The 13,778-nt window shown below is 75.0% G+C and carries 13 protein-coding genes; 10 read left to right on the top strand and 3 right to left on the bottom strand.

Going from position 1 to position 13,778, the window contains the following annotated elements; all coding sequences use genetic code 11:
- Positions 1–559: 559 nt before the first annotated feature.
- Positions 560–1,087, top strand: coding sequence for a hypothetical protein (locus ACZ514_RS25565; protein WP_469125767.1), 528 nt, complete (start codon positions 560–562; stop codon positions 1,085–1,087).
- On the opposite strand, the gene ACZ514_RS25560 is transcribed toward ACZ514_RS25565, so the two are convergent.
- Positions 1,080–2,009, bottom strand: coding sequence for a Gfo/Idh/MocA family protein (locus tag ACZ514_RS25560; protein ID WP_468699635.1), 930 nt, complete (start codon positions 2,007–2,009; stop codon positions 1,080–1,082). The two genes, ACZ514_RS25565 and ACZ514_RS25560, sit on opposite strands and share 8 nt — an antisense overlap.
- A gap of 199 nt (positions 2,010–2,208) precedes the next feature.
- Here ACZ514_RS25560 and glnII point away from each other — a divergent pair, with 199 nt between their 5' ends.
- On the top strand, positions 2,209–3,243 hold the full coding sequence (gene glnII / locus ACZ514_RS25555; RefSeq protein WP_468174383.1) for a glutamine synthetase: 1,035 nt from the start codon (positions 2,209–2,211) through the stop codon (positions 3,241–3,243).
- A gap of 621 nt (positions 3,244–3,864) precedes the next feature.
- Positions 3,865–4,491, top strand: coding sequence for a winged helix-turn-helix domain-containing protein (locus ACZ514_RS25550; RefSeq protein ID WP_469125766.1), 627 nt, complete (start codon positions 3,865–3,867; stop codon positions 4,489–4,491).
- A gap of 67 nt (positions 4,492–4,558) precedes the next feature.
- Here the strand turns inward: ACZ514_RS25550 and ACZ514_RS25545 are convergent, their stop codons facing one another.
- Both ACZ514_RS25545 and ACZ514_RS25540 read right to left on the bottom strand, forming a co-directional pair.
- Positions 4,559–6,013: a PepSY-associated TM helix domain-containing protein gene (locus ACZ514_RS25545; protein WP_469125765.1), complete on the bottom strand. Its 1,455-nt coding sequence runs from the start codon at positions 6,011–6,013 to the stop codon at positions 4,559–4,561.
- A 68-nt stretch (positions 6,014–6,081) separates the two neighbouring features.
- The gene (locus ACZ514_RS25540; RefSeq protein WP_469125764.1) at positions 6,082–7,056 is read right to left on the bottom strand and encodes a hypothetical protein; all 975 of its coding nucleotides are present in this window, start codon (positions 7,054–7,056) and stop codon (positions 6,082–6,084) included.
- A 92-nt stretch (positions 7,057–7,148) separates the two neighbouring features.
- Here ACZ514_RS25540 and ACZ514_RS25535 point away from each other — a divergent pair, with 92 nt between their 5' ends.
- The 7 genes from ACZ514_RS25535 to ACZ514_RS25505 all read left to right on the top strand — a co-directional run bounded on the left by ACZ514_RS25535 (position 7,149) and on the right by ACZ514_RS25505 (position 13,750).
- On the top strand, positions 7,149–7,733 hold the full coding sequence (locus tag ACZ514_RS25535; protein ID WP_468174958.1) for a rhomboid-like protein: 585 nt from the start codon (positions 7,149–7,151) through the stop codon (positions 7,731–7,733).
- Positions 7,734–7,874: 141 nt separating this feature from the next.
- Positions 7,875–8,669 (top strand): tyrosine-protein phosphatase, encoded by a 795-nt coding sequence (locus ACZ514_RS25530; RefSeq protein ID WP_468699559.1) that lies wholly within the window; start codon positions 7,875–7,877, stop codon positions 8,667–8,669.
- 104 nt (positions 8,670–8,773) lie between these two features.
- Complete coding sequence (locus ACZ514_RS25525; protein ID WP_468699560.1) at positions 8,774–10,696, top strand: hypothetical protein; 1,923 nt, start codon at positions 8,774–8,776, stop codon at positions 10,694–10,696.
- A gap of 305 nt (positions 10,697–11,001) precedes the next feature.
- A complete protein-coding gene (locus ACZ514_RS25520; RefSeq protein WP_468699561.1) occupies positions 11,002–11,490 on the top strand; it encodes a DUF2975 domain-containing protein in 489 nt (162 codons plus the stop codon).
- Positions 11,490–11,708 (top strand): helix-turn-helix domain-containing protein, encoded by a 219-nt coding sequence (locus ACZ514_RS25515; RefSeq protein ID WP_468174946.1) that lies wholly within the window; start codon positions 11,490–11,492, stop codon positions 11,706–11,708. The genes ACZ514_RS25520 and ACZ514_RS25515 overlap by 1 nt, the downstream gene beginning before the upstream one ends.
- A gap of 99 nt (positions 11,709–11,807) precedes the next feature.
- Complete coding sequence (locus ACZ514_RS25510; protein ID WP_468174943.1) at positions 11,808–12,710, top strand: metal-dependent hydrolase; 903 nt, start codon at positions 11,808–11,810, stop codon at positions 12,708–12,710.
- Positions 12,707–13,750, top strand: a complete 1,044-nt coding sequence (locus tag ACZ514_RS25505; protein ID WP_469125763.1) for a PDR/VanB family oxidoreductase — start codon at positions 12,707–12,709, stop codon at positions 13,748–13,750. Before ACZ514_RS25510 ends, ACZ514_RS25505 begins: the two co-directional genes overlap by 4 nt.
- Positions 13,751–13,778 lie beyond the last annotated feature (28 nt).

Below are 13,778 nucleotides of genomic sequence, written 5' to 3'. Positions count from 1 at the left end.
TACCCACTCCCCGCCGGCGCCTGACGCCGTCTCGTCGTCATGTGGTGCGGGCATCGGCGACGGGCGGTCGTCGGACGCCAAGGCGGGAGGAGCACGTGGCGATCTGACGCGCCTGCCGGCTCCCTGTGCTGCTCTGGTGGGCATGAGGTGTGGGCAGTCGGGCCCCGGCGCGGCCGGGCAGGGCACGGGCCCGGATGCGGGACACGGCCTTGGCCCGGTCCCTCGTCTCTTCGCTGGAGGAGCCGCTCCCCTCCTCCTGCCCCGTGACCGTTCCTTCGGGGGCTTCCCGGCAGTCTTTCGGCTTTCCGGGGCGGGCCGGCCGGTCAAGGGTGGAGCGAAGCGACATCGCGAAGCGACGCGACGAAGGAGCGCCCTTGACGGGCCGGCCCGACACGGAAGGACGATGGGACTGACGGGAAACCCCCGGACCCGCCCTGAGACGGACGCACCGAGCCCCGCTCCCACCCCCCGCCCCGGCCTTCACGACGTCCCCACGCCCCGCCCCGCTAGGGTGGCCCGAGGAGCAAACACAGACAAAACGCACCAAAGGACCGGCGCCGTGACGGAGCAGCAACCCGACCCCAAGCCCAGGACCACCCCTCGCCCGGCCCGTCGCGGGAGCGACTGGATGTTCGGAGGGGTGTACGGGACCGTGCTGGCCAGCGGGCTGCTGGCCGCGCTGGAGCAGCAGGGGGAGGCGTACACCCCCTTCTACGACGCCAGCTGGGTCCTGGTCACCGCCGTCACCGCCGCGCTCGCGCACGGGTACGCGCACCACATGGCCGACCAGCGGGCCGGTTCCGTCGTGCACCGGTGGCGGCTGCTGGGCCGGGCCCTGGGGAACGAGTGGCCGATGGTCGCGGCCACCCTCCCCACCGTCCTGCTGCTCCTGCTCGCGGGGCTCGCGCACTGGGAGCCGTACGGGGTGACGGCCACCGGGCTCGGGCTGAACACGGCGCTGCTGTTCGCGTGGGGGGCCTTCGTCGCGGTCCGGGTCGGCTACCGGATCGCCCCGGCGCTGCTCGTCGGCCTGGCCGACGCCGCGATCGGGCTGGCCGTCATCGTGGCCAACGCCCTCATCAAGTAGCCAGCTGACGCTCCGCCTCGGCCAGGATCCACGTCAGCCGGGCCCCGAACTCCGCTCCGCGCGGGTCCGGGACCCCCGTGCGGGCGGCGTCGAGCAGGGCGTCCAGGGCGCGCCCGTAGGCGCCCGGTACGTCGCTCCAGTCCGGCAGCGCGAAGACGCCTTCGGCACCCCGCAGTTCCAGCCCCACCCCGGCGGCCGCGTGCGGCGCGCTCAGGCTGAGCACGGCAGTGCTGGCGGCACCGGAGGCGTGCCGCAGGGCCAGTTGGACCAGGTCGGACGGGCCCCGGGTGGCGGAGACGGCGGTGACCTCGCCCAGGACCGGGATCAGGACGGAGAGGGCGTGCGGGCCGACGTCCCACAGCCCGCCCTTGGCCTTGCGCCAGGGCGAGTCGGCGTACGCGCCGGGTTCGCCGGTGGGCGGGAAGACCGCGCCGAGCCAGTGCGCGGAGGCGGTGAACCATCCGGTGCGTGCGGCCTGTTCGAGGACCCACCCGGCCGTGGGCTCGGCGAAGCGGAGGGTGAGGAAGACGACGGAGGCGACGCCGTGCGCCGCGGCGGCGTCGGCGACGGCCCGGGCGTCCTCCACCGTGGTGGCGACGGGCTTGTCGAGCAGCAGGTGGCAGCCGGCGGCGGCCGCGCGTACGGCGAGCGGGGCCTGCACGTCCGGCGGCAGGGCGAAGGCGGCGACGTCGCAGTCGGCGAACAGCGCGTCGGGGTCTTCGTACGCCTTCACCCCGTACGCCTGGGCCAGCTCGGCCGCGGCTTCGGGGCGCCGGCCCCAGACCCCGGCGAATTCGGCCCCGGGGTGCGCGGCGAGGGCGGGGGCGTGGGTGCGGCGGGCCCAGGGGCCGGTGCCGAGCAGGCCGACGCGGGGGCGGGGGCGTGCGGGGCCGTCGCCCGGGCCGCCGGCGGAGGAGTTCAAATCGTACGAAATGCTCACCCGCTCAGTGTGCCCCACTCGGACGGATGTACAGACACCGACCCGAACAAGCCACCCGACCTGCGGCGTAAACGCCGGTAACACGGGGTTCACACATGGGCAACCGACGAGAAATCGCCACGGGGCACGCTGCCGTCAACACCGCAGCGATCCGCAGCACCCGCAGAGTCAGGATGGTCCCGTGAGCTACAAGGCTGAATACATCTGGATCGACGGCACCGAGCCGACGGCGAAGCTCCGCTCCAAGACGAAGATCCTGACGGGCGCCACCGCCCCCGGCGTCGCGGAGCTGCCCATCTGGGGATTCGACGGTTCGAGCACGAACCAGGCCGAGGGTCACGCCTCGGACCGGGTCCTCCAGCCGGTCTTCTCCTGCCCGGACCCGATCCGCGGCGGGAACGACATCCTCGTGCTGTGCGAGGTACTCGACATCGACATGACCCCGCACGCGTCGAACACCCGCGCGCTGCTGCGGCCGGTCGCGGAGAGGTTCGCCGGTCAGGCGCCCGTCTTCGGCATCGAGCAGGAGTACACCTTCTTCGACGGCGCCCGCCCGCTCGGCTTCCCGGTGAACGGCTTCCCGGCGGCGCAGGGCGGCTACTACTGCGGGGTCGGCGCGGACGAGATCTTCGGCCGCGACATCGTCGAGAAGCACCTGGACCACTGCCTGGCCGCGGGCCTGGAGATCTCCGGCATCAACGCCGAGGTCATGCCCGGCCAGTGGGAGTTCCAGGTCGGCCCGCTCGGCCCGCTGGAGGTCTCGGACCAGCTGTGGATCGCGCGCTGGCTGCTGTACCGCACGGCCGAGGACTTCAACGTGTCGGCGACGCTGAACCCGAAGCCGGTGAAGGGCGACTGGAACGGCGCCGGCGCGCACACCAACTTCTCCACGAGGGCGATGCGCGAGGACTACCGCGCGATCATCTCGGCGTGCGAGGCGCTGGGCGAGGGCAGCAAGCCGCTGGACCACGTCAAGAACTACGGCGCGGGCATCGACGAGCGCCTGACGGGTCTGCACGAGACGGCCCCGTGGAACGAGTTCAGCTACGGCGTCTCCGACCGCGGCGCGTCGGTCCGCATCCCGTGGCAGGTGGAGAAGGACGGCAAGGGGTACATCGAGGACCGCCGTCCGAACGCGAACGTGGACCCGTACGTGGTGACCCGCCTGATCACGGACACCTGCTGCACGGGCCTGGAGAAGGACGGCCTGGTCTGACCGCGGCCACGGCCGCACCGTACTGACGGCGGCGCCCGCCTCCCCCCGGGGAGGCGGGCGCCGCCGCCGTCGTGGTCAGTGGCGGCCGTCACGGAGGCGATGCTCCGCCGTGCGGCCGGGAAGGAGGACGCGCGCGGGTTCGTGTTCCTCCCCGCGCGAGACGGTCGCGGCGCGGGGCTGTCGTGGGAGTGGGACGGTTCGGCCCACGATGCGATACGGGCGACCGGGCCCGACGGGCGGAAGCAGCTGTCCGGCTGACGGTTTGTCGCAATTGTGGCGGCCACACGAAGAGTTGACGACACTATGTGAGATTTCGATCCACCCAGTGAGATGACGCCTGCCCCGGGCCCCCGTTTCTGCTTCAATGGCGCCCATGGCCAGCCATCCGTACTTCCCGACAGGTCGCAGCGACCTGGAGCCGTTCTGGCCGTCCCGTCAGGACCACGACTTCGACCGGGTGTGTTGCCGCGCCGAGAACGCGCCGGCCCTCTAAAGCCTCCGGGACCTCACACCAGACCCGCCCGGGGCCTTCGGTCTGCGCGGTACGCAACGACTACGTGCACACGCACACGCACACGTACGTCTTCTGCCGACCACTCCGCGTGAAAGAGCTGACCACTCATGACGAGCACCCGTTCCTTCGCTCCCGCCGCCTCCGCTGCGACCTCCGCCCCCCTGCCCTTCCCGCCCGCTCCGCGCCACCGGCTGCGTGCCGTGGACCGCGACGAGGTGGCCCGGGTCGTGGACCTGCTCCCGCCCGGCGCCACCTGGCTGCCCGCGCCCCAGCACGCCGTTCCCGCGCTGCCGGGCCAGCCGCCGATGGTCGGCTACCTGGTTCTCGTACCGGCCGACCAGCAGCCGATCGCGTTCGCCCCGCAGTCCGTCCCCGCGCCCGCCGCCGGACCGGCCGCCGGACCGGCCCCGCACTCCGCCCGGCCCGCGCCCGCGTCCCCGCCGGCCGACGGCGACGCGCTCGTGCGGATCGACGCCGCGCAGCGCACGGCCGAGGTCGACGGCGAGCAGCTGGACCTGACGTACCTGGAGTTCGAGCTGCTCGCCCACCTGGTGGCGCACCCGCACCGGGTGCACAGCCGGGACCAGCTGGTGACCACGGTGTGGGGCTACGGGCACGTCGGCGACGGCCGCACGGTCGACGTCCACATCGCCCGGCTGCGCCGCAAGCTGGGCGCGGCGCACCGCGGGGCGATCCAGACCGTCCGCCGCGTGGGCTACAAGTACACGCCCTGACCGCCGGGACGACGGTGGGCCCGTACGCGGGAAAGCGCGTACGGGCCCACCGTCGCCCGGACCGTGCCTAGGCGGTCCGCGCCGCGCGCCGGCGCGCGGCGAACCCGGCGGTCAGGTCGATCACGAGGAAGGCCAGCAGGCTGATCCCCAGCAGCGGGACGAACCAGCCGACGACGGCCGTCGCGCAGGCGGACGGCAGCAGCACGGTCACCGGCAGCCTGCGCCAGGCGCCGCGCGGCTGGGCACGGCCCACCGACAGCCGGCGGTCCTTGGTGGGGCGGCGCATCCACCACATCCGGTAGCCCCACACGACCAGGAACATCACCGCCACGGCGAGCGCGGCCAGCGCGAGCTGGTTGGCGATGCCGAAGGTCAGGCCCATGTGGAGGTCGATGCCGAAGCGGGTGAGCTGGGCGAGGAGCGGGTAGTCGGCGAAGCGCAGGCCGTCCATGATCCGGCCGTCGGCGGGGTCGACGGCGACCGAGTCCAGGTGCACCGGGAGCGTCTTGTCGTTCTCCTTGACGACGTAGCCCTTGCCCTTGGCGGGCAGGGTCACGCGCAGGCTCTCGGTGACGCCGGCGGCGCGGGCGGCGGCCACGGCCCTGTCGATGCCGATGTCGGTGACGGGGGCCGGCGGGGGCATCTCCATGCCGTCGGTCATGACGTGCCCGGCGTGTTCGTCGCCGCCGTCGGCACCGGCGGCCGCGCCCGGCTGGAGCGTGGCGGTGACGGCGGGGGTGGCGCCGCCGAGCCGGTCCTGGAGCTGTCCGATGTTCTCGCCGGCGTAGTTCGACCAGGTCAGGCCGGTCACGGAGAGGCCGACGAGCCCGGCGGCGGCCCACAGGCCGACGGTGCCGTGCCAGGACAGGGTCTTGCGGCGGCCGGTGGCCTCGCGGTCGGGCAGGACGAGGTCGGCCTTGCGGGCGCGGCGGCGTCCGATCCACAGGGCGAGGCCGCCGAGCGCGACCACCCAGAGCCAGCTGGCGGCGAGTTCGCTGTAGGTGCGGCCGGACTCCCCGAGCTGGAGGCTCGCGTGGAACTCGCTCAGCCAGGCCCGCAGGGGCAGCGCGTCACCGGAGGTGGTCAGCCGGCCGCGGACGTCTGCGGTGTAGGGGTCGACGAAGACGGTGACGGTCTCGCCCTCGGCCAGGCCCGGCTCCTCCATGATCACCCGGGTGGTGGCGTCGTCCTCGGGCGCGGGCCACACGCCGAGCACCTTGCCCCGGGGGGCGGCGCCCTGGGCGGCCTTGACCTGGGTGCTGAGCGGCAGGGCCCGCTCGCCGACGCTGTCGACGGTCAGCTCGTGGGAGTAGAGGATGCGCTCGGCCTGCCAGGAGCCCGCGTACAGCAGGCCGGTGGCGGCGGCGAGGAAGAGGAACGGGGCTATCAGCAGCCCGGCGTAGAAGTGCACGCGCAGCAGCAGCGGCCGCAGCGCGGCCCAGCCCCCGGCGGTGCGGCGGGCGGGCCCGGCCGGTGTTCCGGAGTCCTGGGCGGGATCGTTCTGGAGCTCGTCAAGGGACATGTCGGTCCTGGGGTTCGGCGAAACGGGGGACCGGCCCCAGGTCTCGTCCGTCGCCCGGGAACGCGACGTCAGGCGTGCGCGGGGTGCGGGACGGGTGCCGCCGGAAGGCCTCCGGCCGCCCTGCGGGCGGGGCCGGTGGTGCCCGGTGCGTGCGCGCGCGAAGGGGCGCGCCGGCGGCCCGCGGCGACGCGGTGGGCGTACGCGGCGGGGACCGCCGGCCGGGCGGGGCTCTGGCGGCACGGCCTCGGGGCCGTGGTGCGGGTGTCTCGCCGGCCGGGCGGGCCGCGGCGGACCGCGGTGTGGGCGTGTACGGCCCCGCGCAGCCGGCGCGGGCGTTCGTACCGGGGGCGGTGCGCGGGCGGGGCCGGTACGGGGGCCACCCGGGTCCGCAGCAGCGCGAGCGCGCGGGCGACGGGCCGGGCGGCCAGCAGCGCGGTGGCGCCGAGGGCTCCGGCGAGCCGGAAGACGGCGGCCTCGCCCCGGGCGAGCCAGGCGGCGCAGAAGAGCCCGGCGAGGACGTGCGCGGCGATCATCCCGAGGCCGCCGTGCCCGGCCATGCCGGCCATGTCGGCCATGCCGGGGAGGTCGCCCATGCCGGCCATGTCGCCCATGCCGGCCGCCGCGCCCGCGAGGTCGCCCCCCGCGCCCGCCACCGCGTCCGGGCCGGCGGTGGCCGTGGCGCCGCCGAGGGGGGCGTCCATCGGCATGCCGGGCACGTGGTGGTGAGCGGGCATCGGCTCCGGCGAGGGAGCGGTGTGCCGGTGGCCGGCGGCCTGGCCGGCGGCCTGGCCGGCGGTGAAGGCGAGGTGGAGGACGCCCTGGACGGCGAGCAGCGCGGCGGTGATTCCGGCCGGGCCGCGGCGTCGTCCGGCGGCGGCCCAGGCGAGGACCCCGGTGAGGGCGAAAGCGGCCAGAAGGCTGCCGAAGGGGACGTTCATACCGGACATGTACGAATGCCCCATCGCACCCAATGCCACGCACACGGCCGCGAACATCGCGGCCCGCGTGCCGCGCATCGGCGCACGGGAGGGGGATCCAGTCATGTTCCGGTCATGGTCTCACGGGGCCCGCCGCAGCGCACCGGAGGGCGGTACCCGATCATGGTCCGGTGAATCCATCGCCATGGTCATGGTCAGTGCCGCTGGGAGCGGTCTACGCCGGCGCGGTCCAGCTCGGGGCCCACGCGCTCGAACGGCTGGATCCGGTCGAGCGGGAACGGGTGCTGCGCGGCTGCTCGACGAACGTCGACAACCTCGCCGCCGGCCGCTGGGAGACGCTGCTGAGCAGCGCCTGCGTGGTCGAGGAGCCCATGCCGCTGCCGTACGCCCTGCTGCTGGTCGCGGTGCTGGGCTACGCGGAGTACGCGTACGGGGCGTGGTGGACGGCCGCCGTCTTCCTCTTCGGGCACGCCGCGGCGACGCTCCTGGTCTACGGGGTCCTGCGCCGCACCGCCGGCCGGGAGACCCGCCGGGCCCTGGACGTGGGCACGAGCTACGGGTTCAACGCCGTCCTCGGCGCCCTGACCTCGGCGCTGCCGCGCGGGGCGGTGCGCAACGGCGCCCGGGCCGGCCTGCTGGCGGTCGCCGCGCAGCCGGTGCTGCGGCGCGGGCGGACCTTCACCGACGCGGGCCACCTGGTGGCGCTCGGCCTGGGGATAGGCCTGTCGGTCGCCCTCGATTGTCTTTCCGGTTCGAAGCATCGGAAAATCGCTCACATCTGACCGAATTGGTCCGATCCGGATGGACGGCGTGGCGGACCACGCACGCACCACCGGGCCGGGCACACCGTCCCGCGCCCGCCGCTTCGCCGAGCAGGCACCCGCCACTTTTCCGAGCAAGCCCACCCCGCTGGAGCCGCCACGATGACCGCCACCCCCTCCACCACCGTCGCCAACCTCCGCGACCTCGGGGGCATCCCGCTCGCCGGCGGCCGCACCGTCCGCCCCGGCCTCGTCCTGCGTGCGGGCGCGCTGGACCGGCTCGACCTCGACGCCGACCCGGCGGTGGCGGCGCTGGGGCTGCGGACCGTCATCGACCTGCGCAGCGACGCCGAGCGGGCGGACCACCCGGACCGGATACCCGACGGGGTCCGGCTGCTGGTGCGCGACGTGCTGGCCGACAAGATGAGCGACCGCCGGATGCCCGCCGCCACCCAGCTCAAGGACCTCCTCGCCGACCCGATCGTGGCCGAGGAGCACCTGGGCGGCGGCAAGGCGCGGGCCCTGTTCGGGTCCGTGTACCGCTCCTTCGTCAGCACCGGCTCCGCGCACACCGCGTACCGCACGCTGCTCACCGAGGCAGCCGACCCCGACGCGGGCCCGCTGCTCTTCCACTGCACCGCGGGCAAGGACCGCACGGGCTGGGGGGCGACGCTGATCCTCGCGCTGCTCGGCGCCGACGAGGACACCCTGATGGCCGAGTACCTGTCGGTGAACCCGGCGGTCAAGCAGGCCTTCGCCCCGCTGATCGAGGGCTTCACCGCCGCCGGCGGCGACCCGGACATCGCGCTGGCGCTGATCGGGGTGTTCCCCGCCTACCTGGAGGCCGGCCTGGACGAGGTCCGCGTCCGCTACGGCTCGATGGAGAAGTACGTGCACGAGGGCCTCGGGGTGTCCGAGGAGACGGTCGCGGCGCTGCGCGCCAGGCTGAGGGCCTGAGCCGCTCCGGACCCGGGACCCCGTACACCTCGGAAGCGGGGAATTCACTCGAACGGGCAAGCGAGGGTGGGTGACCATCCGACGATTCGCTCGTTCTGCTGAACGTGACTGCGCCGGATACCGCCACCCGACCCCTGACCCCCGACGTCGAACAGGCCGAGGCCGCGATCGTCGAGCACTACCCGCGGCTGGTGCGGCTCGCCTACCTGGTGCTGCCGCCCGCGCTCGGCCGCAACCGGCGGGTGCTCACCGCCCATTCGCTGACCCAGCGGGCACTGCCCCGCGGCCGGCGGGGCTCCGGCCCGGCAGCCGTGCAGGGCGGGGTGCCGGCGCAGCGCGGGGGGCTGGGCGGGCCCGAGTCGGGTTACGCGTACGTCCGGCTGCGCGTGCTGCGTTCCGCCCTGGAGGCGGGGATCCCGCTGACCTTCAAGGCGCTCCCGCTGCGCGGGCAGCTGCCCGCGCTGCTGCCGCAGGTCTGGGGGCTGCGGCTGTTCCCGCGCGCGGGCGGGGCCGAGGAACTGGCCCTGGACCAGTGGCTGGCCACCCTGAACGGCCCGGGCCGGGCCGCCTGCGTGCTGCGGGCACTGGAGGGGCTGGCCGAGCCGGACGTCCTCCGGGTGCTCGCGGAGGCCGGGGTCGCCGACCCGGCGGCGGCGGTCGCGGAGTCCGGGGACCCGGCGCACGACGCGCTGTTCGCCTCCCCCGAGTTCGACCCGTGCGTGCTCCAGGCCCGGCCCACCGACCTGCTGCGGCGGCGCCGGTTCGCGCGGGCCGGGCTGGCGGCCGCGGCCGCGCTGGCGGTGTGCGGCGCGCTGCTGGCGCTGCCGGGCGGCGGCTGGGGCTCGGACGGCCCCTCCGCTCCGCTGTACGCGCGCAACGCCGCGGCGGAACAGGCCCTGGACCCGGCGCAGCTGGTGCGGGTCGCGCCCACGGTGTGGCGTACGTCCTCCCGTACGGACTACTCCGCCTGGCCGGCGCGCGGCGACCGCGCCCAGGACGCGGAGCTGCTGCGCCGGGCGCTCGCGGTGTGGGCCCGGCCCGGCGGGCAGGTGGTGGTCTCGGCGACCCCGGGCACCCCGTCGGGGCCGCCGATGGGGCCGGCGCAGCTGCTGTTCGCGGGTACGGTCGACCAGGCCGTGGTGGTCCTGCTGTACGACGGGCTGCGCGTGGTGCGCTACGCGGAACCGCGCAACGGGACGGCGGGCGCCGCCCTCGACTTCGCCCGGGCCGACGGGGCGACGGCGGACACCGCGACCGCGCTGGTCCTGAGCCGGGTCGACGGCAACGTCCGCTACCTGACGGCCCCCTGGGTGACCGGCGCGGCCCTGCGCGACCTGCTCAAGCCCGGGGAGCAGGCGGCCCCGCTGAAGCTCACCCCGGACGGGGTCACCCCGCCGGTGCTCGGTCCCGCCCCGAACGGCGACTGCACCAGCTGGAGCGCGCTGTCGCTGACCGGTGACGGCGCCACCCGGCTGGTGACCGACCTGGGCGAACTGACCGCGGCCCGGCTCACGTCGGGCGCGCCGGGCGCGGCGCGGGACGTGACGGAGGCGGCGGAGCTGGGCGAGTGGTCGAAGACGGCGTGCCTGCTGCCGTCGGTGCGCTCGCACGGGGTGCGCTCCGTGAACGCGTGGACGTACGCGAAGCAGCCGCTGCCCGAGGGCGACGGGACGGCCACCTGGCTGTGCACCCGCGCCGAGACCTGGCAGGGCACGGCGGACCGGGTGCAGGCCCAGTTCCTGGCGCCGGGCGCGCCGCTGGCGGCCCAGGCGGCCAAGGCGGAGGGGTCCCCGGCGTGCGGGCCCCGGGAGCCGCGGGTGCTGGCGGGCGTGCTGTGGAAGTCCCGGGCCGGGCAGTGGTACGTACTGGCGGCGGGCAGCGCGCAGTTCGCCTCGCTGTCGGCGTCGGGCGCCGGCGTGAGCGGCAGCGCGAACGGCAACCGGCTGGCCCTGAAGGCGCCGGAGGGCGCGCAAGTGGACCTGTCGGGCAAGCTCACGGACGGCAGCAAGGCGGGGGCGCTCCGCTAGGCCGTCTCTTCCGGATCTTGCCTGACCCGCGTCGCCCGGCACCGCACCTCGCCGCGTGGTCGAGGCACCCGAGGACGTCCAGTAATCGGGAGCCTCTCCGCCTTGCGATGCACGGCACCGGACGACCCGGGCTTAACCGGCAAGATCCGAAAGAGACGCCTAGGCCGGCAGGGCCGGCCCGTCGCGGTCCCGCGCGGGTGCCCGGGTCCCGTCGGCGCCCCTCGGGCCTGGTCCTCCGGCCCACCCCTTGCCTCGCCTATCGACTTTCGATAGGTTTCCATCGTGACTCGATGGAAGGGCATGCCATGGGAAAGCTGACAGTGGGGGCGCTGCGCGCCGTGCTCGCGGTGGTGTTCGCCGGCACGGTCTTCGTCCAGGCGTCGATGGTCTGGGCACTGGTGGACGGCGACCCGGAGGACGGGTCGCTCCCGCTGACACCGCTGCGGGTGATCACGATCCTGGGCATGGCGGCGGCCCAGGTCGCGCTGGTCTGCGTCGGACGGCTGGTGACGATGGTGCGCCGCGGGACGGTGTTCTCCGACGCCGCCTTCCGCTACGTGGACGCCGTGATCGGCGCGATCGCGGCGGCCGCCCTCCTGTGGTTCGCGGTCACGGCCCTCAACGCGCCGGGCCAGCGGGAGGACCCGGGCGTCACCCTCATCATGGGCGGGGTCGGGGTGGCCATCCTGGGGGTGGCGCTCCTCGTGCTCGTGCTGCGGATGCTGCTCGCCCAGGCCGTCGCGCGCGACGTCGAGGCCTCGCGGCTGCGGGCCGAGCTGGACGAGGTGATCTGATGCCGATCACCGTGGACATCGACGTGATGCTGGCCCGGCGGAAGATGTCCGTGGGCGAACTCGCGGACCGGGTGGGGATCACTCCCGCCAATCTGGCGGTGCTCAAGAACGGCCGCGCCAAGGCGGTGCGCTTCGCGACGCTCGCCGCGCTGTGCGAGGTGCTGGAGTGCCAGCCCGGCGATCTGCTCCGCTGGGAGGCCGGGGACCCCGGGGACTGACGACCGGCCCCCGGCCCCCGGGCGGACGCGTCCCGGACGGGGCGGTCCGGGGAGCGCAGAGGGGTTTTCCTGACGGGTACCCATCAGTACATTGACGCCATGTCTAATAGGCCGCCCTCCCCCGCCCCCGCCCCCGTGGCGTCGGAACGCACGGACCTCGCCCCTCGCAACGTCTCCTTCTCCTGGGAGGACACCCCGCTGCACTGGCTGCCCGGCGAGCCCTTCGCCGGGCACACCATCAACGTGCTGCACCTGCTGCTGCCCGCCGGCGAGCGCTGGTTCGTGCACGTCTACAAGCAGGCCCTCCCCCACATCGAGGACGAGCGGCTGCGGGCGGACGTCATCGGCTTCATCGGACAGGAGGCGATGCACGCCGCCGCGCACGACGACGTCCTCCCCCACCTCAGGCGCCTCGGACTCGACCCGACCCCCTACACCGCCCAGGTGGACTGGCTCTTCGAGAAGCTCCTGGGCGACCGGACGCTGCCGCCGGGCCGGGCCCGCACCTGGTGGCTGAAGGAGCGGGTCGCGATGATCGCCGCGATCGAGCACTACACCGCGTTCCTGGGCGACTGGGTGCTCAACGCGAAGGAACTGGACCGGCGCGGCGCCGACCCGATGATGCTGGACCTGCTGCGCTGGCACGGCGCGGAGGAGGTCGAGCACCGGTCGGTCGCCTTCGACCTCTTCATGCACCTCGACGGCACCTACCGCCGCCGGGTGCGGACCTGGGCCACCGGCTTCGCCGCCCTGCTCTTCCTCTGGCAGCGCGGCGCCCGCTTCTTCATGGAGAACGACCCCCACCTGCCGGGCGCCAAGGCCTCCTACGGGCAGTTCCTGCGGGCCGGCCGCAGGGGCGTCCTCCCCTCGGCGCGGGCGATGGCCCGCTCCATCCCGACCTACCTCTCCCGTACGTACCACCCCTCCCAGGAAGGCTCGACCGCGCAGGCGCAGGCCTACCTGGCCTCCTCGCCCGGCGCCAACGGCGGGGTGCGGCCGTGAGGCGGGCCCTGGCCGTCACGGCGGTGGCGGGGGCCGCCGTCCTGGCCCGGCGCGCGCTGCTCGAACGGATCGGCCGCTCCCCCCTGTGGCCCCTGCCCGCGCTGGAGGACCCGGTGTCGGGGTACTCCCCGCGCCGGACGCTGCACGCCGTGGTCGTCTCCCGCACCGAGCCCGCCGAGGGGGTGCTGCGGCTGGTGCTGGAGGCGCAGGAGCTGCCGTCCTGGACCCCGGGCGCGCACGTGGACCTGACCCTGCCCTCGGGACGGGTGCGCCAGTACTCGCTGTGCGGGGACCCAGCCGAGGCCGGGCGGTGGACGATCGCCGTCCGGCTCGTCGAGGACGGCCGTGGCGGCTCCCGCGAGGTGCACGAGCGGCTGGTGGAGGGCACCCGGCTGCGACTGCGGCCGCCGCGCAACCGGTTCGAGCTGGAGCCCGCGGACGCGTACGCCTTCGTCGCGGGCGGCATCGGCATCACCCCGGTCCTGCCGATGCTCCGCGCGGCGAGCGCCGCCGGCGCCGACTGGACCCTGCTGTACGGCGGCCGCTCGCGCGCCTCGATGCCGTTCCTGCCCGAACTCGCCCCGTACGGCGACCGGGTGACGGTCGTCGCCGAGGACGAGGCGGGCCTGCCCGACCTGCGCCCGCTCGCCGGGATCCGGCCCGGCACCCTGGTCTACTGCTGCGGACCGGAACCCCTGATGCGGGCCGTCACCGCGGCCGTACCGGACCCGGGCGCGGTCCGGCTGGAGCGCTTCGCGGCGGCGGCGCCGGCCGCTGCGGAGCCCTTCACGGTGGAACTCGCCCGCACGGGCGCGACCGTCGAGGTCGGCCCCGGCGAGTCCACGCTCGCGGCGGTGCGCCGGGTCCTGCCCGACACCCCGTACTCCTGCGGGCAGGGCTTCTGCGGAACCTGCCGGCACCGGGTCCTGGCGGGCCGGGTGGACCACCGCGACGACCTCCTCACCGACGGGGAGCGGGCCGGCTCGATGCTGCTGTGCGTCTCCCGCGCCGCTTCGGGCCGGCTCGTGCTGGACCTGTAGCGGCGGGGTACTCACCCGTACGGCCCAC

It is taken from the genome of Streptomyces sp. NPDC034086, from assembly GCF_055575515.1.
Note: the sequence above shows the minus strand (reverse complement) of the source record. Positions and strands in the feature narration are given on the sequence as shown.

Bases quoted from the DNA above. Each gene is read 5' to 3' on its own strand.
- ACZ514_RS25515 (WP_468174946.1), top strand. From the start codon at position 11,490: ATGCCGATCACCGTGGACATCGACGTGATGCTGGCCCGGCGGAAGATG.
- ACZ514_RS25510 (WP_468174943.1), top strand. From the start codon at position 11,808: ATGTCTAATAGGCCGCCCTCCCCCGCCCCCGCCCCCGTGGCGTCGGAA.
- ACZ514_RS25540 (WP_469125764.1), bottom strand. From the start codon at position 7,056: ATGACTGGATCCCCCTCCCGTGCGCCGATGCGCGGCACGCGGGCCGCG.
- ACZ514_RS25545 (WP_469125765.1), bottom strand. From the start codon at position 6,013: ATGTCCCTTGACGAGCTCCAGAACGATCCCGCCCAGGACTCCGGAACA.
- ACZ514_RS25550 (WP_469125766.1), top strand. From the start codon at position 3,865: ATGACGAGCACCCGTTCCTTCGCTCCCGCCGCCTCCGCTGCGACCTCC.
- ACZ514_RS25530 (WP_468699559.1), top strand. From the start codon at position 7,875: ATGACCGCCACCCCCTCCACCACCGTCGCCAACCTCCGCGACCTCGGG.
- ACZ514_RS25520 (WP_468699561.1), top strand. From the start codon at position 11,002: ATGGGAAAGCTGACAGTGGGGGCGCTGCGCGCCGTGCTCGCGGTGGTG.